The organism is Nocardia sp. NPDC004573 (genome assembly GCF_053602135.1).
Window position 1 is genome coordinate 3,267 of record NZ_JBSGDA010000033.1, and the last position, 23,424, is coordinate 26,690.

Sequence of the window (23,424 nt, forward strand, 5' to 3'; positions counted from 1 at the left end):
GGCCGACGTACGACGCACCCGTGGTCGACCTTCGCTGTCGGCCTGATCGGTCGCACCACAAGAAGCGACGCCGACGTACGACGCACCCGTGGTCGACCTTCGCTGTCGGCCTGATCGGTCGCACCACAAGAAGCGACGCCGACGTACGACGCACCCGTGGTCGATCTTGCTACCGGTACATCGACCGAACGCGGTCAGAAGTACGCGCTGTGCTCGCCGGACCGCAGGGTGAGCAGATCGTCGGCGATCACGGCGACGTAGCCCACGACGACGATCGCGGCCAATTGCGCCCAGGACACCCAGTAGACGCCGATCGGAGTGGTCGCCGCGACCGCGAGCGCCGCCAGCAGGCGTGCCCAGGGGCGCGGCAGTCGCAGGGCGAGGCGGAACCAGAACTGGCCGAGGAAATACAGCGCGACGCCGCCGGAAAGCGCCGCGGCCACGGCGACCGAGGTCGCTTCGTGACCGTGGGCGATGCTCATCTGGATGCCCGCCGCGGCCACGATGACGCCGATCAGCAACGGGTACAGGGCATAGCCGTAGGCCAGCACGGCAGGCCGGGAGCGTTCCCGGTCCGGTACCGCGGCCAGGGCGTGCTCGCCCCGCTCGTCGTCGACGCCGAAGTACGCCCACCACAGGACATAGGCCAAGCCGAGGCCCAGCCCCACGGTGGCGATGAGCTGCACGGTGATCTGTGCACCGGCCAGACCGGCGCCGATGGCGACGATGGATTCGCCGATCGCGACGATCACGACCAGGCCGTGGCGCTCGCAGAAGTGACTGGCGCGGACCACGAAGTCCCCGGTGTCGACGAGGTAGGGACTGATCACCTGGACCACGAAGGCGGTCCCCCAGCACGCGTACTGCGCCCAGCCGTGCACGAATCCGCCCGCCAGCACGAGGGCTGCGGCCACCGCGTTCAGGGGACCGATCCGCCGGATGGCGTTCGTCGCCGATGCGCCGCCCGCCGAGGCGAATAGCGCGGTGTGCACGGCGTTGACAAGGACGTATCCGAATCCGAAGGCGATGCCGGTGCCGTGGAAGGCGTCGGGGATCGCCAGGGCCAGCACGAAGAACGCGAACATGCCGACCAGCAACCAGGTGCGCCGGGTCGTACTGTTCGGCGCGACCTCGTTGGTGAGCCAGACGTAGCCGGAGTACATCCACCAGATCAACCCGAACAACAGCGCCACCTGGGCGAGCGCCTGCCAGCCCGGATGGTGTGAGTAGACGTGCGACAGCTGAGTGATGGTGAGGACGAAGACGAGATCGAAGAACAGTTCGAGCGTCGAGGCCCGCACCTGGCCGCCGTCGGCGGACAGGGCGCTCTGGTTGGTCACGGCTGGAGCCTAGAACGGCCGTCGCGGCGCCGCTGAAAGACCGGCCAGTCTGTTCCATTCGGTAGGAGATGGACCGAGGGCGCCGACGGTTCGACTGCCCGCACACCCCGAAAGGTCACGCCACCGGCCTCGGGGGCGTATCCGGGAGGAAATCGGGATGGTTCCGGATGTGTTGCGGGAGTGCGGATTTCTACCGTCGGTCCATGTCTTCGGATGCCCGGCCGCGCAGGCGGCTGCTCGTGGTTGTCGTCTGCCTCGCGACCTTGCCGATCCTGATCATCGGTGGGGTCGCCTGGATATACACCGGCGCGGTCGTATCCACCGTCGGCAAGACGGAATTCCGGAACGAACTCGCCATCCCTGCGTTGGCTCCGTCGCGGGTCGGCGCCGACGGCACGCGCACGTTCGAACTCGACATGCGCGCCGGGCAGCATGAATTCCTTCCCGGCCGGGCCACGCCGACCTGGGGGTTCAACGATGACTACCTCGGTCCGACACTGCGGGCGCGGCGCGGGGAGACGGTGGCGGTCACCGTGCGCAACACCCTGCCGGAGGCGTCCACCGTGCACTGGCACGGCATGCACCTGCCCGCGGCGATGGACGGCGGGCCGCACCAGATGGTGGCGCCCGGCGCCGCTTGGACACCGCAGTGGACCGTCGACCAACCCGCCGCGACCCTGTGGTACCACCCCCATCCGCACGGCGCGACCGAAGCCCACGTGCGCCGGGGGCTGGCGGGCATGTTCTTGCTCGATGACGACGTATCCAGCACGCTCACCCTTCCCTCGCAATACGGCGTGGACGATCTGCCGGTGATCGTGCAGGACGTGAAATTCGACGGCGCGGCCTTCGACTCCGCGCACGAGATGTTCCGCGACGTCGGGTTCCTCGGCGATCGGACCATGGTCAACGGAACGCTCGCGCCGTACCGGAACGTCGGCGACGAGCTGGTCCGGCTGCGCCTGCTCAACGCATCCACCGCACGGGTCTACACCTTCGAATTCGCCGGCGGGCGACCGTTCGCGCTCGTCGCCACCGACGGCGGCCTGCTGGAACGACCGAGCACGCAGGACCGGTTGCGGCTGTCGCCGGGTGAGCGGGCCGAGATCGTGGTGCGGATGCGGCCGGGCGAGCGCACCGTGCTCCGCAGCGGCGAACTCGACGCCGGACTCGACTTCTGGACCCAGCGTTTCGCCGGCGGCGACGACACCTTCGACGTCCTCGAGTTACGCGCGGCCGATACGCTGCGGCCGTCACCGGAACTGCCCGCGCTCTTGGCCTCGTCCGCGACGCCGGACGGCGGTGACGCGGTCCGGGAACGACAGTTCGACCTGAATCTGGCCGGGATCAACGGCACCCCGATGGCCATGGACCGCATCGATTTCGCGGTCACGCGCGGCACCACGGAGATCTGGGTGGTGCGCAACAACGATGGCATGCCGCACAACTTCCACATCCACGACGTGCAATTCCGTGTGCTCGCGGTGGACGACGGCCCGGCGCCCGCGGCATCGACCGGTCCGAAGGACACCGTTTTCCTGCCGCCGAACAGCACGGTGCGACTGGCCATGCGGTTCGACGGCCCGGCCGATCCGGACGCCCCGTACATGTACCACTGCCATCTGCTCTGGCACGAGGACCTCGGAATGATGGGCCAATTCGTGGTCCTGGAGCCCGGACAGACCCCGGGAACGCCACCCGCGCACCACGGCCACTGATGCCACACACACCGCTCTTGCCTGTTCCGCGCGGACACGTTAAATTCATCGCATAGTGAATTCAACACTCGATGAATTGAGGCGACCGTGTCGCAAGCCACCCCATCCCCCGCCGTCGAGGTGAAGAATCTGCGGGTCCGCCGCGGCGGCCGCGAAGTACTGCACGACGTCTCGCTCACCATCCCGCGCGGATCGATCACCGGCCTGCTCGGCCCGTCCGGATGCGGCAAGACCACGCTGATGCGTGCCATCGTCGGCACTCAGATCATCGAATCGGGCGACGTCAGCGCGCTCGGGCGCCCGGCGGGCTCGGCCGCGCTGCGCCACCTGATCGGCTATGTCACCCAGGCGCCGAGCATCTACAACGACATCAGCGTCCGCGAGAACGTCGCGTACTTCGCCGCGCTCTACGGCCGCGACCGCGCCGACGTCGAGGACGCGATCACGGCGGTCGGCCTGACCGACCACGCCCAGCAGCGCGGTGACGAGCTGTCCGGCGGGCAGAAGACCCGCGCGTCCCTGGCCTGCGCGCTGGTCGCCGAGCCGCAACTGCTGGTGCTGGACGAGCCGACGGTCGGCCTGGATCCGGTGCTGCGCGTCGAATTGTGGAAGCAGTTCCACGAGCTGGCCGCGAACGGGACCACGCTGCTGGTGTCCAGTCACGTCATGGACGAGGCCGAGCACTGCGACCGGCTGCTGCTGATGCGCGAGGGGCGGTTGCTCGCCCAGCTCAGCCCCGACGAACTGCGCACGCAGACCGGTGAGCAGAACCTCGAGACCGCCTTCCTCACCCTGATCACGATGGGACAGAACGCATGACCGCCCTCTCCGAAGCCGTGCCCCGGCGGATGCCGACGGTGCGCCCCTACGCCGCGACCACCGGCCGCATCTTGCGGCAGTTGCGCAACGACCACCGCACCGTCGCCATGATCCTCGTGGTCCCCGCACTGCTGATGTCGCTGCTGTATTTCATCTACAAGGACACTCCGACCAATCCGCTGAACCCGGTCTCGCTGTTCGATCGGGTTGGCATCAGCATGCTGGGCATCCTGCCGTTCATCGTGATGTTCCTGATCACCGCGATCGCCATGCAACGCGAGCGGACCTCCGGCACGCTGGAGCGGCTGCTGTCCACGCCGCTGACGAAACTCGACCTGCTCGCCGGATACGGCACCGCGTTCTCGCTGGCCGCCGCCGCGCAAGCGGTCGTCGCCTGTCTGGTCTCGTTCGGCTTGCTCGGGCTCCACGCGGCGGGCAGCCCGAGCTGGGTGGTGCTGATCGCGGTGATCAACGCGGTGTGCGGTGTGGCGCTGGGGCTGCTGGCAAGCGCGTTCGCGCGCACCGAATTCCAGGCCGTACAGTTCATGCCGGTCGTGGTCGCGCCGCAAATCTTCTTGTGCGGCTTGCTCGTTCCCCGCGGCCAGCTGCCCGATTGGCTGGAGGTGATCAGCAACGTGATGCCGCTGAGCTACGCGGTCGACGCACTGCAACAGGTTTCGACGCATCCGGAGGTCACCGGCGAGATGTGGCGCGATCTGGCCATCGTCGCCGGATTCGCGATCGTGGCCTTGTGCCTGGGCGCGGCCACGCTACGACGGCGGACCACGTGACGGCAGGCAATGGTTCCGGCGGCGCCGAGCGGCCTGCCCGCACGGGCCGCCGACCGGGGCAATCGGGCGCCCGCGAGGCCATCCTCGCGGCCGCCCGCGCGCGTTTCGCCGACGTGGGCTTCGACAAGACATCGGTGCGCGCCGTCGCCACCGACGCCGGGGTCGATCCTGCCCTGGTGCACCACTACTTCGGCACCAAGCAACAGCTCTTCGCCGCAGTGGTGGAATTCCCGGTGAACCCCGAGGCGACACTGCGCACCATCGAGGCCGCGCCGTTGGACAACCTGGGCGAGACCATTATTCGCGCGGTGCTCGGGGTGTGGGATTCGCCCGCGGGGCCGGGTGTGGTCGCCGTGGTGCGCAGCATCCTGGCAGGCAACGACGACCCGTCCCTGGCCAGGAGGTTCCTGTTGGAGGTCGTCCTGGAACGTGTCCGCGTGCGCATCGCCACCCCGCAGGACGACGGCCGGGTCCGGATCGGCCTGGTCGCGTCCCAGATGATCGGCGTGCTGGTGGGCCGCAAGATCGTCGGAGTGGAACCCCTGGCCTCGATGCCCGCCGCCGACCTGGTCGCGGCGGTGGGCCCGACGCTGCAGCGCTATCTGACCGGCGATATCGGCCCGGAGTCGACAACCCGCTGACCGTGGCGCGGCGGGGCCGTCACTCCACGACTTCGACGACGTCACCAGGCCACAGGTACTCGTAGAACGCCTTGGCTCCCTCGTGGGTCATCCGGACGCAGCCGTGCGACTTCTTTTCGATCGGGCCGACATGGAACGCGATGTCACCGTTGAAGAAGGTCGCGTACGGCATCGGAGCGTTGTGCATCGTGCTCCAGTGGAACTCTTTCTTGAACGACACGTGGAAAACCCCGGGCGGCGTCTCGTATCCCGGCATTCCGTGCGAAATCGGCGTGGGGCCGTAGACCACCTTGCCCTCGTCCATCAGCCACGCCTCGTCGGTGGACAGCCGCATGCACGCACGGGCCGCCGTGGAACACGGCGCGACGGGAGGCGGGGGCGGAATCAACGCGGGCATACCGGGGATGTCCGGGCCACCGGGCCAGAGCGGTTCGGCCTGGGCGGGCACCGCCATGGTGAATCCCGCCGCCGCGACTCCGAAGGCGATCGCACATCGAGCTGTCCAGTTACGTAAACGCGTATCGCCCATTACGTTCCCGACCTCTCTCCCATACGCCACTCGTGCCGCTCGTCCGGCCGGCCGCGTCACCCCTTCGCTGGAGCGAGCGGACCGTTCCGAGGTGCAAATGATCATGGCGGAGCCGGCTCGGAACGGTCAATGGACGCAAAACGACCGTGACGGATCCGTTGCCGGGCGACGGGCGAGTCGTGAGCGAAGCCGGACGGCCGTGCGGTGGGTCAGGCGTCGGCCTGCGCGGTGAACGCGTCGTGCTCGGCGTCGGTGACATCCCTGGCTTCGTCGACGAGCAGGACCGGGATGCCGTTCTCGATCGGGTATGCCCGGCGCAGGCGCGGGTTGTAGAGCAGCGCGCTGCCGTCGTCGGCACGGACCAGGCGCAGCGGGCCTTTGTCCTGCGGGCAGGCCAACAGGCTCAGCAATGTGGCATCCAAGGTGTGCTCAGGCATACGAGAAACCTACCTTCCGGCCGGGCCGGTCCGAGAACCGTCCGTATCGGCTGCGGGTGTCCGGCGGAACGAGATGTGGCGATGACCGAAGAAGCTCGCGCCCGCCACCAGAGCCATCACCGCGACCGCCGACGGGATGCTCGGCAGATGCAGTAGCGAGACCCCCAGCTGGAGCAACACCATGTTGAGTACCAAGCCGCCGGAATTCACCGCGACGAACGCCAGGAAATCCCGCACCAGGCGCCCGCGCACCCGGAACACGAGGGTTCGGTGCAGGACGAACGCCACGACCACGCTGATGCTGTAGGCCAGGGCGGGTGCGAGCGCGGCGGGCGCCCGGTTGCCGAGCACCGCCAACCACAGCACCGTCAGGGCCATGCCCAGGCCGGTGTTCACCATGCCGACGATCGCGAACGCGATCTCCTGGCGACGCACCACGCGCAGCAGCGGGCCTGGGTCGGCGGGCAGCGCCGCGGACTCCACGCCTTCGACATCCGTCTGGCAGGCCTTGGCCGCACCCGGGTTCCCGGCATCGGACCGCCGGACAGCCGGCGCACCCGGTCGATCCGCCGCGCCCGCGCTCATCGGACGGCGTCGGCCAAGTCGGTGTCCGGGGTCGCGGCCGCGTCGGGCGGCGATGGCGCGTCGCTCGCTTCGGCCGACCCGTCGAGCCGCCGCCTGCCGCGCAGGTAGGCCCACTGCAGCGCACCGACGCCGAGCAGCCCGGCCAGTGCCGCCGCGACGCCGATCCACAGGCCCGGCGGTTGCCAGGACAGCACCAGCTCACCGGAGCTACCGGCCGGAACATCCACGGCCACAAAGGTTTTGGCGACCAGCGTGGAGGGGATCGCTCGGCCGTCGATGGTCACCCGGTAACCGGGCCAGCCGAGCCGGGCGAACACGATCCGCCCGCCTCCCGGGGAGCTCACCCGCACCCGGCTGGTCGTGTCCGATTCGGCGACCGACGTGGCCGTCACGCCCTGGGTAGCCGCGATCCGGCCGTCCCGGCCCGAGATCGGACCGTCGACGCGTTCGAGCACGGAAATGTACTTCTCGTGCCCCGGGTAGTCGACCCATCTCCAGCCGGACGGCGCGGGTTGGTCGCGCGCGTCCGGGTAGAGAGCGCGCTGCAGCACGACCCGGTCGACCTTCATCAGATCGACGATGGTCCGGCCGGTGGTCGGTTCGGTGGCGAACGCCCGCCGGTAGGCATCGGGGCAGACGCTGGTGTCCCAGCGCATGCACAACGTCTCGCCGAACCAGTAGTGGCCGTTGGGGGTGTACCCGCTGACGTAGGTCAGCTCGAGATCCTTGGCGTAGTTGCCGAAGACCAGCGACCCGTACGCGCCGGAAAGGGTGCGTTCCGCAGGCGGAATCAGCATGCGGTCCGCCAGTTGCAGCGTGGTTCCGGGAAATTCGGGGAACGCTGCCTTCATCGCCGACCGGTTCTCCGGGAGATTCCAGCCCATCGGAGTCGGTTGCGCCGCCCATACCTGCAGATACGCGATCGGGAATACCGAAACGACGATCAGCGCGCACGCGGCGGCCGCGCCACGGCTGCGCCCGAGCCAGACCGCGGCGGCGCCGAGCGCGGCCACACCCAGCGCCGCGACGACATGCCGGATCACCTCGTGGGGCGCGGCCGAGAAGGAACGCGCCCACAACAGACCGATGAGCACCGCGGCCGCGACGCCACGCCGCCGCCAGTCCTGGACGGTGGCGAAGCGTCCCAGCAGCACGCACACCAGCACCAGCAGGCCCAGCGCCACCATCGGCAGCACCCGTGCGGGCCAGCGCAGCGGCCCGATCGCGCCGGGACCGGCCGTCCACATCAACGCCATCACCGCGAACAGCGCGGGCGCGACGATTTCGCGCGCCGAGCCGAGCGCCTTGCGCCAGTCGACGAAGGCCAGCGCCGGAACCAGGAACCAGGCGATGTAGACCACCGGCATCGGCTGCACGTAGCCCCACCAGGAGTTGAACGCGGGCAGCGTGCTGGGCAGACTGGCGTTCAGCGACTCCGACCACGGCACCGTGAGGAACTGGTCGTTGTTGATCTGCGCGGTGCCACGCCAGGTCACCTTCGCCGACAGCATGCTGGGCAGGTAGGTCGCCAACCCGGCCAGCGCGGCACACGCGGCGACCGTCAGCAGGCGCAGCGCCGGACGCCACGCCTTCTGATGCACGAGTTCGCCGACAGCGACGGCGCCCACCATCAGACCGGCTTCCACCGCGGGGAAGATGTACTGCACCGAGATGGCCAGATAGAGGAAGACGAAGGTGGGAATCGGCCCGCCGCGCCCGCGGGCGTACCGCACGCCGGAGGCCCACGCGTGGGCCATCCACGCGGTGCCGGTGAAGGCGGTCATCCAGCTGGCTTCGTCGAAGAACAGCAGCCAGCCGGTGAACGGGATGGCGGCGCCCGCGACCGCCGCCCAGGGCGCCTTCGCGCCGTAGGCCAGGCAGATCCGGTAGACGCCGAGCCCGAGGACGATGGCGAAGATCAGTTTCACCACGGTGGCGTACAACGCGAGGTTGTCCACCGACGGCGCGATCAGATCGATCAGCAGTTGCGGCGGATTGAGCAGTCCGGCTTCTTCGATGGTGTAGTTGCCCGCCATCCAGTGCTCGGGGACGAGCGCGGGGAGGCGTCCTTCACGCAGATACCGGCCGAGCATCACCCATAGCGGCGCGTACTGCGATTCGGTGTCGTCGGTGTAGAAATGCCGGACGTTGGCGGCTAGCACCGCACCGTATCCCGCGACCACCCCGAGCGCCGTGATGACGCCCCATGTCCAGACTTCGCGGGAAGGAAAGGTGCTACGTTCGGCCACGAGTCACAGACCCTACCGTCAACGCGGTGCCGCACGGGCAAGCCAGTGCCGGAATGCCGTCCTGGAAGGCGCTATCGCGCAGCGCGTCGGGTCTCGGCCTCCGGCTCGCGGTGAAACGAGATGTAGCGGTGGCCGAAGAAACTGGCGACGGCTACCAGGCCCATCACCACCACCGCCGACGGGATCCGCGGCAGGTGCAGCACCGATACGGCCAGCGACAACAGCACCGTATTCAGCAGCAGCCCGCCGGAATTCACCACCACGAAGCCGGCGAAGTCGCGCAGCAGGCGGCCGCGGACCCGGAACACGAGCGTCCGGTGCAAGACGAAGGCGACGACGATGCCGATGGCGTAGGCCAGCACCACCGCGACGGCGGGCGGCCACGCGTCGCCCAGCACCGCAAGCCACGCGACGGTCAGCGCGATGCCCAGCAGGGTGTTGCCCGCGCCGACCACCGCGAACGCGACCTCCTGTCGCCGGAACACCCGCACCAGGAGTCCCGGCGCGGGCCCGTCACCCATGGCCGCGGCCTCCGCGGCGACCGGACGCGCGTTCGTCCTCACGAAACGACGTCCGCCAGCTCACGATCCGGCTCGGTGCGCTCGGCGTCGTCCGCCTCCTCCGGCTCCTCACGGCGCCGGGAACGGACCTGCAGCCACTGCAGTACCCCGAGCCCGAGCACGCCCGCCACGGCGGCGGCGGTGCCGATCTTCCAGCCGGGCGGACGCCAGGTCAGCACGAGCTCGGCGTTCTGGGTGCCCGCGGGGACGTCGACGGCGATGAAGGACTTGGCGACCGTGGTGATCGGCAGCGACTTGCCGTCCAGCGTGACCCGGTATCCCGGCCAGCCCAATCGGGCGAACACCACCCGGCCGCCTTCGGCGGAGGACACACGCACCCGGCTGGTGGTGTCGGTTTCGGAGATCGACGTCGCGCTCACCTTCTCGGCATCGGTGACGCGGCCGTTCGTCGTCGAGACGAGTCCGCCAACGCGTTCCAGCACCGCGATGTAGCGCTCGTGCCCGGGGTAGTCCGCCCACTTCCATCCCTCGGGCGCCGGTTGGCCGGGCGCCTCGGGGAACAGCGCACGCTGCAGCACCACACGATCCAGATTCATCAGATCGACCAGCGGCCGCCCGGTGGTCGGTTCGGGCGCGAACATCCGCCGGTAGGCGTCGGGGCAGACGCTGCCGTCCCAGCGCATGCACAGCAGCTCACCGAAATAGAAGTGACCGCTGGGGGTGTATCCGTTGACGTAGTCGAGCTCGAGACCACGGGCGTAGTTGCCGAAGACCAGCGACCCGTAGGCACCCTCGACGCTCTTGTCCTGCGGCTGCAGTAGTCCGCGATCGCCCAACTGGATGGTGTTGCCCGCGAAATCCGGGAACGCCGCCTTCGCTTGCGAACGCTTCGTGGGCAGATTCCACGACATCGGCGTCGGTTGCGCGGCATCGACCTGGAAGTACGCGATCGGGAACATCGCGACGATGGTCAGCGCGCACGCCGCCGCGGTCCCCTTGGTGCGCCCGAGCCAGACCGCCGCCGCGACCAGCGCCGCCAGCGCGAGCGCCGCGATCACGTGCCAGATCACATCGTGCGGGTCGGCGGAGAACGAGCGCACCCACAGCAGCAGGATCAGCACGCCCGCCGCGATGCCGCGACTCTTCGGATCCCGCACCGTGCCGTAGCGCCCCAGCAGCACGCACACCAGGATCAGCAGGCCGATGGCCAGCATCGGCAGCACGCGCGCGGGCCAGCGCAGCGGTCCGACCGAACCGGGGCCCGCGGTCCACATCAGCATCATCATCGCGAAGATCGCGACCGCGCTCAGCTCCCGCCATGCCTTCTGGGCGCGACGCCAATCGATGAACGCGAGGGCGGGGATCAGGAACCAGGCGATGTAGGTGACCGGCAGCGGCTGCACGTAACCCCACCACGACGTGAAGGCGGGCAGCGAGCTGGGCAGACTGGCGTTCAGCGACTCCGACCAGGGCACCGTGAGGAACTGATCGTTGTTGATCTGCGCGGTGCCGCGCCAGGTCACCTTCGCCGACAGCATCGACGGCAGGAAGGTCAGCAGGCCGGCGAGCCCGGCACAGCCCGCCGCGAGCGTCAGCCGCAGCACCGGCTGCCACTTGCGCTGGTACACGAGTTCGCCCACGGCCACGGCCAGCAGCATCAGCACGGCTTCCACCGCGGGAAAGATGTACTGCGTCGAAATGGTCAGGTACAGGTAGACGAACACCGGGATGGGTCCGCCGAGACCACGCGTATAGCGCACCGACGCCGCCCAGGCGTGCACCATCCAGGCCGTGCCGGTGAGCGCGGTCATCCAGCTGGCTTCGTCGAAGAAGAGGAAGAAGCCCGACAGCGGCAGCGCGATACCCGCCACCGCCGACCAGGCGGGCCTGCCGCCGTAGACGAGGCACACGCGGTACACGCCGAGCGCGGCGATGATCGAGAAGATCAGCTTCACGACGGTGGCGTACAGCGCGACGTTGTCCACCGAGGGCGCGATCAGATCGATCAGCAACTGCGGCGGGTTGAACAGGCCCGCGTCGTCCATGGTGTTGTTGCCCGACATCCACTGCTCGGGCACCATGACCGGGAATTCGCCCGCGCGCAGCGCGCGGCCGAGACCCACCCACAGCGAGGTGTACTGGGATTCGGTGTCGTCGGTGAAGAAATGCCGGGCGTTGGCGAGCAGCACAGCGAGGTAACCCGCGATCACTCCGAGCGCGGTGATGACCCCCCACCGGTAGACATCTCGCCGCGAATAGACATCCGGCCGCGAGCCGGGCACTGCACTGTCCGTCACGAGTTCCAAACCCTACAGGGCAGCCCTGCGCTTGGCATCGGTCGCGGACGCCACCAAGATGAGGGCATGATCAGCTGCTCCGGTAGCCGCCCTGCGCCCCGTGCTAGAGTCCACACCGGTTCGGGCTCTGCAGTCCTGCGACGAGTACCGGCACGCACCGTCATCGAAAGTCGAACCAGCTGATGCCGATTCCCCCCGCCCGCACACTCCGTTCCGGCGCCCCCGCGACGAACGGTGCACCGGCGCGGCCCGGCGTGGACCGGCCGCACACGGTGTCGGTGGTCGTGCCGGTGTACCGCGGTGAGGACACGATCGCCGGCCTGGTCGCCGAGCTGCACGAGCTCACCCGCGCCTCCGAGACTCCCGGCGGCACGGCGTTCACCGTCACCGAGATCATCCTGGTGCACGATCACGGCCCGGACCGCTCCGACGTGGTCCTGCAGGAACTGCAGCGGACCTACCCCGCGGTGCGCACCGTCTGGCTCAGCCGGAACTTCGGCCAGGACGCCGCCACGATCGCCGGGATGTCGGTCGCCGCCGGTGACTGGATCGTCACCATGGACGAGGATGGCCAGCACGATCCCCGCTTCATCAGCACGTTCGTGGACACGGCGCTGGCACAGCGCGCCGATCTCGTCTATTCCAAGCCCAGCAACACCAGGCCGCACGGATTTCTGCGCAATCTGACCTCGCGCGGAGCCAAGCTGGTCCTCGCGACGCTGTTCGCGTTCCCGGATTCCACCCGGTTCGAGAGCTACCGGCTGATCCGCGGGGACATCGGCAGGCAGCTCGCCGAGGTCGCCTCCAACGGCGTCTACCTGGACGTCGCGCTGACCTGGGTGGTCGGCGCCGTCGCGCAGGCGCCGGTGGTGCTGCGCGCCGAAGGCAGGGAGGAGTCCGGGTACAACTACCGCCGCCTGTTCTCCCTGTTCTGGAAGATGGTGCTGTGCAGCGGCACGCGCGGACTGCGGTTGGTCAGCCTGCTCGGCGTCACCCTGGCGCTGGCCGGCGGCGTGATAGCCGCGATCGTCGTGTTCGAAGCGCTGACCACGGACGGCTGGGCGCCCGAAGGCTGGGCCTCCACCATCGTAGTGCTACTGCTGTGCTCCGGCGCCGTGCTGTTCTCGCTCGGGCTCATCGCCGAGTACCTGGGCGTCGCGTTGCACATCCTGGTGGGCAAACCCCTCTATCTCACCGTCGAGACGCCGACGCCGCGTCCGGCCGACATTTCGCCACCGACCGCCACCACCGCCAGCAGGGGGACCGACCGGGTTGAGCACTGACCGCGTCATCTTCAGCCGTCCGTACCGGGCGCGCCGGGAACTAGCGAATCTGGAGGCCGTGCTGGCCTCCGACCACAGCCATGGCGACGGACAGTTCACCGCGTCGGCCACCGCGAAGCTGAAGGCGATCACGGGCGCACCGCACGCCCTGCTCACCACCTCCTGCACGTCCGCGCTGGAAATGGCGGGCCTGCTGCTGGAGCTGGGCCCCGACGACGAAGTGATCGTGCCCAGTTTCGCCTTCACCTCCACCGCCACCTCGATGGCGCTGCGCGGAGCGACCTGTGTCTTCGCCGATATCGATCCGGCCACCGGCAACCTCGATCCGGAGTCGGTGGCGGCCGTGCTCACCGAGCGCACGAAGGCCGTGGTGGTCATCCACTACGGCGGCGTCGCCGCCGACATGGCCGGACTGCTGGAGCTGGCCAACGCGCACGGCATCGCCGTCGTGGAGGACAACGCGCACGGGCTCGGCGGCACCTGGCGCGGCAGGAAGCTCGGCACCATCGGCACGATGGGCACGCTCAGCTTCCACGACACCAAGAACGTGCACTGCGGCGAGGGCGGCGCGCTGCTGCTCACCGACGAGATCCTGATGGCCCGCGCCGAGATCATCCGGGAGAAGGGCACCGACCGGGCCCGGTTCCTGCGCGGAGCCGTGGACAAGTACTCCTGGCAGGACATCGGTTCCAGCTACTTGCCGAGCGAGCTGAACGCTGCGGTGCTGGACGCGCAGCTGGACGAGTTCGACGCCATCCAGGCCGGACGCCACCGGGTGTGGGACGCCTACGCCGCCGCCCTGCCGGACTGGGCCCAGCGCAACGACGTGCGCCTGATGTCGGTGCCCTCCGATCGCGAGCACACCGCGCACCTGTACTACCTGCGCACCCCGACCGAGCGCCGCCGCGACGACCTCATCGCACATCTGGCCGCACAGGGCATCTCCGCGCCGTTCCACTACATTCCGCTGGATTCCAGCCCGGCCGGCTTCAAGCTCGGCCGCACGCCGCGCGCGTGCGCCCGCAGCGCCGAGTTCTCCGCGACCGTCGTGCGCCTGCCGCTCTGGCCGGATCTCACCGACGCGCAGGTGGCCCGGGTGGTGGACGCGGTCACCGCGTTCACCGTCTGATCACGCGGTGAGCACGTAGAGCTTCTCCCGGCCGCCCGCGATCAGTGACCGGCGGGCCACCCGTGGGCCGTACGCCGTGAAGAGCTCGTCCAGCGTCTGCTCGGTGAAGCGGTGCGCCTGCTCGCCGTCGCCCGCGTCGGTGAACCGTTTGCCGATCGTGGCGAGGACCGGGTTGTCGCTGGTCGCCAAGTTGCGGACGGGCTCGGCGACGATGACCTGTGCGGTGGCCGCCGTGAGCATCCGATCGAGGAGGGGGCGCGGCTCGGGCAGGAAGTGATAGAGGCTGGCCTGCATGATGACGTAATCGGCCTCGGGCAGCGCGTCGCCGGAACGCAGGTTCCACACTCTGCCCCGACCGCCGGCTTCGTTCACGCGCGCGACGAAACGCTCGTTCAGATCGAGCCCCGTGTAGTCGACCGACTTGTGGCGCAAGTAGCGGGTGTAGAGCGTCGCGGGCCCGCAGCACAGATCGACCACGCTCGCACCCGCAGGCACGAGCTCCGCGATCGCGCGATACCGAGCCGTGTAGTGCCTGCCGTACAACCCGCGCATCAGAACCTCGTAGACGGTCCCGTTGCGGTAGATGAGGCTCGTTCTCACAGGCACTCACTATGCCATCGGTCGGTGAATCAGGCGCTTCGGCAACGTGAATCGCGGTCAGTCGCCGAACAGCGTGCGCGCCTGGTCCTCGGTGAGGATCTCGTAGGCATCCGAAGCCCGGTTGTACCACCAGGTGTCCGGTCCCGGCTCCGGCCGACCGGCCGCTTGCACCGCGCGGGACGACGGACGGAACGACGGGCTGCGCGGGATGTCGTCCACCACGTACACCACGTCGGGGCGCTGATCCGGATCCAGTACCCGCAACGCCTCGGTGATGTCCTCGGGGTCCAGGCGGAAGCCTTTGCGCACGGTCACCGCGGCCACCGCTATGCAGTGGTCGCCGACGTTGAGCCCGTAGGCGACTTCCATGTCGACGGCGGTGACGTCGTTGAGCACGTCGACCATCGGCTGGCCGAAGACCGGCCCGCGCCGGGTGTGGATCACCGTGTCGGTGCGGTCGATCAGCCAGTAGTCGCCGTCACTGTCGCGGCGGAACAGATTCTCCGTCGGCATCCATGAGTCGCCCGCCGCGAAGACGCCGCGCAGGCCGCCCGCGGAGAGGTCGACGCCGTCGGACGCTTTGCCGATCAGCAGGCCCACCTCGTTGTCCGCGCAGCGGCGGGCGAAGCCGGATCCGTCGACCAGGATGCGTTCGGTCAGCGGGTCGAACGCGACCAGCTCCACCTTCGCGGTGCCGGGGACCGGCCTGCCTTTGCAGCCGCGCTTCACCCCGGCCACATTCGCCAGCACCACGTCGCCCTCGATCGAGGCGTAGAACTCCAGCACACGGGCCGGTTCGAACTGCTCGACGGTGCGCCGCCACAGTCCGGCGGGCATACCGGAGCCGATGAACAGCCGGATCGGGTGGCGATGACCGGTCGGGAACACCTCGGCGTCGAGAATGTCACGCAACATGGTCCAGGTGTAGGTGACCACGGTGACGCCGTAGCGGTGTACCTCCTCAGCGAAGCGCTCCGGGTCCAGCGACCGGGCCAGCGCGATCCGGCTCCCGCCCGCGACCGCCCCGCCGAGACTGACCAGCAGCCCGGACGAATGGTGCAGCGGCGCGAGGCAGTACACGGTGTCCCTGCGGTTGAGATCGGCCGTGGTCGCGGTGCCGAACGCGGACAGCGCCCAGCGATGGTTACTGATGTACTTGGTCTCCAGCCGCTCGCCGGTGCCGGTGACGAGCACGAACGCCAGCTCGCGAGCGAGGCCGGGGTCGGGCCGGTACCACGCGGGCACGTGCACCCGCGCCGGATCGATCTGTTCCAGGTCGATCAAGCGGTCGCTCACGGGCAGCGCCAGCTCGCGCGTGTCGCCACCACCGAGTACCAGCACCTTGGCGCCGGTCGCGGCGGCCTGTCGCAGGTTCTCCGGATCGGAGATCAGCGTCTCCACGCCGGTCAGCTCGATCGCACGGCTCAATTCGCTGTTCGGGGCCAGCAGGACCGCCACCGCGCCCAGCCGCGACAGCGCCGCGACGGAGGCCAGCGCGCTGGGCCGGGTCTCCATCACCACGCCGACCCGCATGGCGGGGCGCACGCCGACGGAGATCAGTCCGCGCACCACGTTGTCGATGCGCTCGTTGACCGCCGCGTTGGTGTGCACGCGGTCGTCGAACAAGAACAGGTCCCGCTGCGGCGCGCGCCGGGCCTGCTCGGCGAGCAATCGGCCGAGCGATATCCGGGTGTGCGGCTGGATCATGCCCAGACGGGTCAGCCTGGGCAGCGCCCGCGCCGCTTCGCCTGCCAGTTCGATCGAACCCCGTACGGTGTTGTTCGCGATGCCCTCGAGCGCCTTGCCCACCCCGGTGCCCGCCTCCGCCAGTGTGGCGGCCGTGTGCACCACCCGGGTCGCCGCCGACCGAGGGCGATTGCTCGCCACGTGCTCGGCCATCGGCACGATCTCCGCGGGCAGCGGTTTGTCGCCGTTCATCCATTCGACCCACTGCCGCACCAGCGGCCAGGTGTGGTTGGTGGCCATGCTTCCGGCCACCAAGCCGAAGTGGCCCGCGACCAGCGTCGCTTCGTAGACCTCCGCGTTCGGCGCGGCCCGCACGATGCCGCGCACCGCGGCGGGTTGTCCGATGTCGTCGACCTCGCCGACGAACGCCAGGATCGGGCACTTCAGCTCGGCCAGCGAGATCGGGTGGTCGCGGATGACGAAACCGCCGACCATCAGCCGGTTGTGCGCGACGAATTGCTTGAGCAGGTCCGCCGCGGCCGGTCCGGCGTAACCGACCCAGCCATCGCTGTTGAGGAAGCGACGCTGCCGCTCCTTCGGCAGCAGCGCTTCCCGGTCGTGCAACTGACGCAGGAAATCGATCCTGGACTTGGCCGTCTTCACCGGGTCGAGCAGCTGGAAGCCGATCCGCACCATCGAGTCGGTGATCGGCAGCCGGGTGACCACGTGGTCGGCCAGGAAGTCCGCGACGTCGGAGACCATGCCGTAGGGCAGGCCGAACGGCATGCCCGCGACGATGTCGACCGGGCTGCCGAAGGTGACGATGCTGTCCACGCCCTTGCCGTAGCGGTAGGCGGCGGTCTGATAGGCGAACATGCCGCCCTGCGAGTAGCCCATCAGGTGCACGCCGGAGCCGGTGGCCTCGTTGACGGTGTCGATGGCGCTGTTGACGGCCAGCACGTGGTCGGCGAGGTCGCGCTGCCAGCCGCCCTCCTCGCTCGCCGGCGAGCCGAAGTCCACCACCCAGCAGTCGACGCCGCCGCGGTGCAGGATCCCCACGGCGCCGTCCTCGGCGTTCACGTCCCAGATGTCGGCGTTGACCATCAGCGGCGGGACCAGCAAGGCCACCGGACGCCCCGGGGTCGCGTCGTCGGGGAAGTAATGGCGCAGCCGGTACATGCGTCTGCGTTCCACCACCTCGAACGGCGAGGACGCGACGTCATGGGTCAGCCCGCCGAAGCGGATGACCTCCAGGCCGTTCTGCGCGGTCGCCATCAACCGCTGCACCGAGCCCATCACAACCTTCGCATTCAACTTCACCATCGCTCCTGGCCCTACCCTAGAACGTGACCCGCATCACACACCGCGAGGTGTTCAGACGAGCTTCCCACACCATCTGTCCATTATGTGTCCGCTGTGACACGTCACATGCCGGGGTGCCGCGGTCGGCCTCCGCGGCGTCCATCCATCGGCTCGAGTACCTCGCGGTCGCCGCTGCGGCACCGAGGAGCCGAACAGCCCTTCCGACGTCGACCGCCCCACCCCGCGCACCGGATCCAGGACGAGACACGGTCGGGTCTCCGATCGGAAGCACGGCACGGAGTCCGCTCGACTCAGCGTAGGGGACCCGGCACGGAACACAGCATGCCCGTCGCGGCGGCGTCGGCGGGTATCGGAGCGGCGGAGCCGGTTCCGGTAGATCGGCGCGGCTTCCGGTCGCGGTGAACGCACGAGGAGCACCGAACAGCGCCGGGCGCGAGTGAGCGCCCGGCGACAGCTAATCCTTCGCGACCAGAACGCAATCCGAAGACGACCCGGCGATGCCACCCGCCGTTTCCGGAATCGACCGCGTGTCGTGACCATCCGCCGGGCCACGAGACGATCTTCGAAATTTTCCTGTGCTCAGCCGCTTTCGGCGTCTACCATCAATCGTGTCTGGAACGCCATGGCGCGTAGGCAATTTCGTTCGATGAGCTCTGTGCGGGCATGCCCGCTGCTGTTTGATGTGAACACCCAGCGACTCTGAACTATCGGCGACCCTCAATCCACTCTGCTTCACAACCCGTCACCATGTCCCGGTGGCCGTCTCGAGGTGAGGACCACGCATGACCATTGAAATGCCAGTCCAAACGGAAAACAACGTGCGCAAGAGCCTGAGCACCAGCACAGCGGGGTTGCTCGCGCACACCACCAAATCCGAACCGCAGATGCAGGGCATCAGTTCTCGGTGGCTCACTCGCGCGCTGCCGTGGACGCAGGTCAACGGCGGCGTGTACCGGGTGAATCGCCGCCTGACCCACACCGTGGGCAACGGCGAGGTGGAATTCGTCATCGACGGTTCCACCGCGCGGGTGATTCCGCTGGAATTGCAGGAGCTTCCGGCACTGCGCGGATTCGACGACGAGGAAGTCCTGCGCGGCCTCGCGGATCGTTTCGAACAACGCGATCTCGAACCCGGCACCGTCGTAGCGGAATTCGGCAATCCCATGGATCAGGTGCTGCTGATCGTGCACGGCAAATTGAGCAAGATCGGATCGGGTGAATACGGCGAGCAGACGAAGCTCGGCATCCTGGGCGGCGGCGATTTCTTCGGCGACACCATATTCACCGAGCCGTCGGCGATCTGGCCGGTCACCATCAAGACGGTCACGCGCACGACCGTCCTGGTCCTCCCGCGGCAATCGCTGACGGAGTTCATCGACAACACTCCGGCGCTGCGAGAGCAACTCGACCGCGTCGCCGCCGCACCCAGTCGTCCGCAGAACAACAAGGGCGAGGCCGATATCACGATCTCCTCGGGCCACGCAGGCGAACCGTTGCTGGAAGGCACCTTCGTCGACTACGACGCCGCACCGCGCCAATACGAACTCAGCCTCGCGCAGAGCGTGCTGCGGGTGCACACCCGGGTCGCCGACCTGTTCAACGACCCGATGAACCAGGTCGAGCAGCAACTGCGCCTGACCATCGAAGCTCTGTATGAACGGCGCGAATACGACCTGGTCAACAATCCCGATTTCGGTCTGCTGCACAACTGCGATCTGAAACAGCGCATCTACACCGAGTCCGGCTCGCCCACTCCGGACGACTTCGACGAACTGCTCAGCATGCGCCGCAGCACGAAATTGTTCCTCGCTCACCCGAAGGCCATCGCCGCGTTCGGACGCGAATGCACCAAGCGCGGGATCTACCCGGATCCGATCGAGGTGGACGGGCACCGTGTCCCCGCATGGCGTGGCGTACCGATCTTCCCGTGCGGCAAGATCCCGATCAGCGACACCCAGACCACCTCGATCCTGGCCATGCGCACCGGCGAAAAGGATCAGGGCGTGATCGGGCTGCACCAGACCGGGATTCCGGACGAATACGAGCCGAGCCTGAACGTGCGCTTCAAGGGCATCGATGACCAGTCGATCATCTCCTACCTGATCAGCTGCTACTACTCGGCGGCGGTGCTGGTGCCGGATGCCCTCGGCGTGCTCGACAACGTCTCGGTCGCCCGGCAAGCCGACTGACCGGGGGGATGGGCATGTCGGTGCTCTCCCGCGCCGGGGCGGCGCATGCCACCGATGAGGTGGCTGCCGCCGTCGTCGCGCTACTCACCAACACCCGGACGTCCGCTCCGGCCGAACTGTTCGCAACGAAAGCACCTGCTTCGTACGGTCTTTCGATCCCGGGTGCACCGGAGGGCGGGAAGCCCAGCCGCCGGTTGCTCGGTCCCTCCGGGCTGGGCGCGGCGGCACTACTGCTTCCGGATCGTGGAACCACGTCCACCGCCGCGACACCCTCCCCCGCCATCGGCGGCACCAGCACTCCTCCGCCGACCTTCGGCAGCGCACAAGTGCCGATTCCGGCGGCGGGGCGAACGCAGTCGCCGACAGCGCCACGCATCCCCGCGGCACCCACCGGACTCGGCACGGCGTCGGCCTTATCGGGAATCCACGGCCTCGCCACACTGCCACGCACGGCCGAGCCCACACCGCTTCGCCGAACCGAATCGGACGGCGCGGGGGATGCGGCGGGGTCGGCCGGAACGGGCACGGCGCATCCCGATCGCGCCGATCCGATCCCGCCGCTGTACTGCCCGCCGCCGCTGCGTGACGATCCGGCGCTCGCCGAAGCCGTCAACACCGGCATCGTCGACTGGGCCAGGGACATCGGGTTGTACGAAGGCCGGCTGGACGAATTACGCGACGCCGACTTCGGCCGGTTGATCATGCTCGCCCACCCGGACTGCGACAACGCCGACCTGCTGCTGGCGGCGGCGAAATGCGCGGTCTCGGAATGGTCCGTGGACGACTACTACTGCGAGGAGGACGCCGACGACCGGGCTCCGGACGGCACCCCCTCCAGCGCCGAGGCGGAGCTGGGTCCCCGGCTCGAATTGGCGGCCGCCGCCATGGACCCGGTGCACCTTCCCGCGCGCTACGTCGCGCAGCTCGAGGCGGCCCTCGACGCCGACCCGATCCTGCGCGCTTTCCGCACGTCTTTCGAGCACCTCGCCCGTTACGCGCGTCCGGCGCAACTGGCCCGGCTGCGCACCGAGATCGCGGGCTGGTTCATCGCGCTCGGTGCGGAAGCGGGGTGGCGGGCCGCGGGGCGGATGCCACCGGTCTGGGAGTACCTCACCAACCGGCAACCGCACAGTTTCCTGCCGTGCATGGCGCCGACCGACGTGGTCGGCGGCTATGAATTGCAGGCCGCGGAATACACCGACCCCGCGGTCCGCCGTGTGGTCACCACGGCGGCACTGGCCAGCCAGATGGTCAACGACCTGTACTCGATGGCGCGGGAGGACCTCTCCAACGGCAGGGAGTTCAATCTTCCGACCGTCCTGGCCGCCGAGGAGCGCTGCTCGCGCCGCGAGGCGGTGCTGCGCACCGCCGAGGTGCACGACGAACTGGTGCACCGGTTCGAACGAGAGGCGGCCCCTTTGGCCGCGCTGGGTTCACCGGAATTACGCCGCTTCCTCACGGGCCTGTGGGCCTGGATGGGAGGCAACCGAGCCTGGCACGCGGACAGCAAACGCTATCGCGACCCGCACTGAAGCTCCCCGCAAGTGAGCAATGAAGCAGTACCGCACCGAGAGAGGATGATCGCGCATGACCATGCTCAACCCGGAGACCGGGACCGTTCTGCGTACCAGCTACCAGAAATCCGTCGCCGCGTACTGGAACAACAACCCGAACGACGACCGGGTCAACACCAAACTCGGTGAGGTCGACGGGCTCTATCACCACCACTACGGCATCGGCGACCCGGACCTGTCCGTGCTGACCAGCCCGGAGGACACTCGCGAGGAGCGCATCGTCACCGAGTTGCACCGGCTGGAGACCGCGCAGGCCGATTTCCTGCTCGACCACCTCGGCGACATCCGTCCCGGCGACCGGCTGATGGACGGCGGCTCCGGTCGTGGCGGCACCAGTTTCATGGCCAACCAGCGCTTCGGCTGCCAGGTCGACGGCGTCACCATCTCCGAGTACCAGGTCGGCTTCGCCAACGACCAGGCCGTCCACCGCGGCGTCGCGGACAAGGTGCGCTTCCACTTCCGCAACATGCTGGACACCGGATTCGAGAGCGGCTCCATGCGCGGAATCTGGACCAACGAGACCACCATGTACGTGGACCTGTTCGATCTGTTCCGCGAGTTCTCCCGCCTCTTGGAGCCGGGCGGGCGCTACGTATGCATCACCGGGTGCTCCAACGACGTGACCGGCGGTCGCTCGTCCTCGGTGAGCTGGATCGACGCACACTACGGCTGCATGATCCATCCGCGCAGCGAGTACTTCCGCGCCATGGCCGAGAACGACCTCGTGCCCATCGCCGTGACCGAACTCACCGCCGCGACGATCCCGTACTGGGAGCTGCGCACGAAATCCGAGCTCGCCACGGGTGTCGAGAAGCCGTTCCTGACCGCGTACCGGGAGGGCAGCTTCCACTACCTGCTCATCGCCGCCGATAAGGTGGGCAGGTGACCGACACCTTCGTCCCGCCGTACACCGACCGCGAGGCCCTGCCCGTCGAGCTCGTCGACGACGCGGGCCGCGCGGTCGGCGCGTGCTCGGTCGCTGAGGCCCACCAGGCCCCGGGGCGACTGCACCGCGCGTTCTCCGTCTTGCTGTTCGACTCGGCGGGCCGGGTGCTCTTGCAGCAGCGTGCGGCGGTCAAGACCAGGTTCCCGTCGCTGTGGGCCAATACCTGCTGCGGCCACCCCGCCCCGGGCGAACCCGTCGCAACCGCGGCGGGGCTGCGCCTGACCGAGGAGATGGGCCTGACGATCGCGCTCACCGAGGCCGGGATCTACCGCTATCACGCGGCGGACCTGCGCACCGGCCGCGTGGAGTCCGAATGGGATCACGTGCTGATCGGGCGCCTGGACATCGGCGCGCCTCGGCCGGACCCGGCCGAAGTCGCCGACTTCGCCTGGATCCAACCGGACGCATTACGCGACGCCTTGGCCGACAATCCGGATGCCTACACGCCGTGGCTGGCGGGTGTGCTCGACGTCGCGGAGCACGCGCACGTCACGCGGCCTATCGCACCCTGATCGCCGCGGTCTCTCGCCCTGGCCCGAGGCAGCGAATCGCATCATCGGCTCCACCGCTGCCTCGATCCAGCCCGCAAGGTCGCGACGGCTTCCCTTCCCGGCTGTAGTACGGCTGGACAGGCGCGCTCGCCGCTGCGGTCGCCGGAGAGGTCACATGATCGAATGCGCATATCCGTGTAACACAATGAAGCCAACCTGAGAGAACTCATAGGAACGGCACAGGCTGCGGCCAGGACCGTTCTGCATCGTTGACGT

19 protein-coding genes are annotated in these 23,424 nt (G+C 68.6%); 10 read left to right on the forward strand and 9 right to left on the reverse strand.

The window, feature by feature from the left end; all coding sequences use genetic code 11:
- Positions 1–194: 194 nt before the first annotated feature.
- Positions 195–1,340, reverse strand: coding sequence for a low temperature requirement protein A (locus ACWEKR_RS32305; protein ID WP_452357714.1), 1,146 nt, complete (start codon positions 1,338–1,340; stop codon positions 195–197).
- Between the two features lie 203 nt (positions 1,341–1,543).
- Here ACWEKR_RS32305 and ACWEKR_RS32310 point away from each other — a divergent pair, with 203 nt between their 5' ends.
- From ACWEKR_RS32310 to ACWEKR_RS32325, 4 genes are all read left to right on the forward strand, one after another.
- Complete coding sequence (locus tag ACWEKR_RS32310; RefSeq protein WP_452357715.1) at positions 1,544–3,058, forward strand: multicopper oxidase family protein; 1,515 nt, start codon at positions 1,544–1,546, stop codon at positions 3,056–3,058.
- 87 nt (positions 3,059–3,145) lie between these two features.
- Positions 3,146–3,877, forward strand: a complete 732-nt coding sequence (locus ACWEKR_RS32315; RefSeq protein ID WP_452357716.1) for an ABC transporter ATP-binding protein — start codon at positions 3,146–3,148, stop codon at positions 3,875–3,877.
- On the forward strand, positions 3,874–4,668 hold the full coding sequence (locus tag ACWEKR_RS32320; RefSeq protein ID WP_452357717.1) for an ABC transporter permease: 795 nt from the start codon (positions 3,874–3,876) through the stop codon (positions 4,666–4,668). The genes ACWEKR_RS32315 and ACWEKR_RS32320 overlap by 4 nt, the downstream gene beginning before the upstream one ends.
- On the forward strand, positions 4,665–5,309 hold the full coding sequence (locus ACWEKR_RS32325) for a TetR/AcrR family transcriptional regulator (protein WP_452357718.1): 645 nt from the start codon (positions 4,665–4,667) through the stop codon (positions 5,307–5,309). Before ACWEKR_RS32320 ends, ACWEKR_RS32325 begins: the two co-directional genes overlap by 4 nt.
- A 19-nt stretch (positions 5,310–5,328) precedes the next feature.
- Here ACWEKR_RS32325 and ACWEKR_RS32330 read toward each other — a convergent pair whose 3' ends face one another.
- The 6 genes from ACWEKR_RS32330 to ACWEKR_RS32355 form a co-directional block, all read right to left on the reverse strand.
- A complete protein-coding gene (locus ACWEKR_RS32330) occupies positions 5,329–5,763 on the reverse strand; it encodes a L,D-transpeptidase (RefSeq protein ID WP_228830084.1) in 435 nt (144 codons plus the stop codon).
- A gap of 284 nt (positions 5,764–6,047) precedes the next feature.
- Entirely contained in the window at positions 6,048–6,275 is a 228-nt protein-coding gene (locus ACWEKR_RS32335; protein ID WP_195087973.1) for a Trm112 family protein, read from the reverse strand.
- A 9-nt stretch (positions 6,276–6,284) separates the two neighbouring features.
- Complete coding sequence (locus ACWEKR_RS32340; RefSeq protein WP_452357719.1) at positions 6,285–6,758, reverse strand: GtrA family protein; 474 nt, start codon at positions 6,756–6,758, stop codon at positions 6,285–6,287.
- Between the two features lie 98 nt (positions 6,759–6,856).
- Positions 6,857–9,043, reverse strand: a complete 2,187-nt coding sequence (locus ACWEKR_RS32345) for a hypothetical protein (RefSeq protein ID WP_452357762.1) — start codon at positions 9,041–9,043, stop codon at positions 6,857–6,859.
- Between the two features lie 137 nt (positions 9,044–9,180).
- The gene (locus tag ACWEKR_RS32350) at positions 9,181–9,672 is read right to left on the reverse strand and encodes a GtrA family protein (protein ID WP_452357720.1); all 492 of its coding nucleotides are present in this window, start codon (positions 9,670–9,672) and stop codon (positions 9,181–9,183) included.
- Positions 9,669–11,840: a hypothetical protein gene (locus ACWEKR_RS32355; protein WP_452357763.1), complete on the reverse strand. Its 2,172-nt coding sequence runs from the start codon at positions 11,838–11,840 to the stop codon at positions 9,669–9,671. The genes ACWEKR_RS32350 and ACWEKR_RS32355 overlap by 4 nt, the downstream gene beginning before the upstream one ends.
- A 269-nt stretch (positions 11,841–12,109) precedes the next feature.
- Between ACWEKR_RS32355 and ACWEKR_RS32360 the strand changes: the two genes are divergently transcribed.
- Both ACWEKR_RS32360 and rffA read left to right on the forward strand, forming a co-directional pair.
- Entirely contained in the window at positions 12,110–13,210 is a 1,101-nt protein-coding gene (locus ACWEKR_RS32360) for a glycosyltransferase (protein WP_452357721.1), read from the forward strand.
- Positions 13,200–14,339 carry a dTDP-4-amino-4,6-dideoxygalactose transaminase gene (gene rffA / locus ACWEKR_RS32365; protein ID WP_195087965.1) on the forward strand — a complete coding sequence of 380 codons (1,140 nt, stop codon included), beginning with the start codon at positions 13,200–13,202 and terminating at the stop codon, positions 14,337–14,339. The genes ACWEKR_RS32360 and rffA overlap by 11 nt, the downstream gene beginning before the upstream one ends.
- Here the strand turns inward: rffA and ACWEKR_RS32370 are convergent, their stop codons facing one another.
- Both ACWEKR_RS32370 and ACWEKR_RS32375 read right to left on the reverse strand, forming a co-directional pair.
- On the reverse strand, positions 14,340–14,939 hold the full coding sequence (locus tag ACWEKR_RS32370) for a class I SAM-dependent methyltransferase (protein WP_452357722.1): 600 nt from the start codon (positions 14,937–14,939) through the stop codon (positions 14,340–14,342).
- Between the two features lie 57 nt (positions 14,940–14,996).
- Positions 14,997–17,948, reverse strand: coding sequence for an acyl-CoA synthetase (locus ACWEKR_RS32375; RefSeq protein WP_452357723.1), 2,952 nt, complete (start codon positions 17,946–17,948; stop codon positions 14,997–14,999).
- A 782-nt stretch (positions 17,949–18,730) separates the two neighbouring features.
- Between ACWEKR_RS32375 and ACWEKR_RS32380 the strand changes: the two genes are divergently transcribed.
- From ACWEKR_RS32380 to idi, 4 genes are read left to right on the forward strand one after another with little or no spacing between them, the layout of a single operon-like run.
- Positions 18,731–20,137 (forward strand): family 2B encapsulin nanocompartment shell protein, encoded by a 1,407-nt coding sequence (locus ACWEKR_RS32380; RefSeq protein WP_452357724.1) that lies wholly within the window; start codon positions 18,731–18,733, stop codon positions 20,135–20,137.
- A 14-nt stretch (positions 20,138–20,151) separates the two neighbouring features.
- Complete coding sequence (locus ACWEKR_RS32385) at positions 20,152–21,669, forward strand: family 2 encapsulin nanocompartment cargo protein terpene cyclase (protein ID WP_452357725.1); 1,518 nt, start codon at positions 20,152–20,154, stop codon at positions 21,667–21,669.
- Positions 21,670–21,724: 55 nt separating this feature from the next.
- Positions 21,725–22,597: a geranyl diphosphate 2-C-methyltransferase gene (locus ACWEKR_RS32390; protein ID WP_452357726.1), complete on the forward strand. Its 873-nt coding sequence runs from the start codon at positions 21,725–21,727 to the stop codon at positions 22,595–22,597.
- The gene (idi, locus tag ACWEKR_RS32395) at positions 22,594–23,169 is read left to right on the forward strand and encodes an isopentenyl-diphosphate Delta-isomerase (protein WP_452357727.1); all 576 of its coding nucleotides are present in this window, start codon (positions 22,594–22,596) and stop codon (positions 23,167–23,169) included. The genes ACWEKR_RS32390 and idi overlap by 4 nt, the downstream gene beginning before the upstream one ends.
- Positions 23,170–23,424 lie beyond the last annotated feature (255 nt).

What these genes read in the sequence shown, in the direction of transcription:
- ACWEKR_RS32310 (WP_452357715.1), top strand. Translation starts at nt 1,544, where the DNA reads ATGTCTTCGGATGCCCGGCCGCGCAGGCGGCTGCTCGTGGTTGTCGTC.
- ACWEKR_RS32320 (WP_452357717.1), top strand. Translation starts at nt 3,874, where the DNA reads ATGACCGCCCTCTCCGAAGCCGTGCCCCGGCGGATGCCGACGGTGCGC.
- ACWEKR_RS32330 (WP_228830084.1), bottom strand. Translation starts at nt 5,763, where the DNA reads ATGGCGGTGCCCGCCCAGGCCGAACCGCTCTGGCCCGGTGGCCCGGAC.
- ACWEKR_RS32335 (WP_195087973.1), bottom strand. Translation starts at nt 6,275, where the DNA reads ATGCCTGAGCACACCTTGGATGCCACATTGCTGAGCCTGTTGGCCTGC.
- ACWEKR_RS32360 (WP_452357721.1), top strand. Translation starts at nt 12,110, where the DNA reads ATGCCGATTCCCCCCGCCCGCACACTCCGTTCCGGCGCCCCCGCGACG.
- ACWEKR_RS32375 (WP_452357723.1), bottom strand. Translation starts at nt 17,948, where the DNA reads ATGGTGAAGTTGAATGCGAAGGTTGTGATGGGCTCGGTGCAGCGGTTG.
- ACWEKR_RS32380 (WP_452357724.1), top strand. Translation starts at nt 18,731, where the DNA reads ATGACCATTGAAATGCCAGTCCAAACGGAAAACAACGTGCGCAAGAGC.
- ACWEKR_RS32385 (WP_452357725.1), top strand. Translation starts at nt 20,152, where the DNA reads ATGTCGGTGCTCTCCCGCGCCGGGGCGGCGCATGCCACCGATGAGGTG.
- ACWEKR_RS32390 (WP_452357726.1), top strand. Translation starts at nt 21,725, where the DNA reads ATGACCATGCTCAACCCGGAGACCGGGACCGTTCTGCGTACCAGCTAC.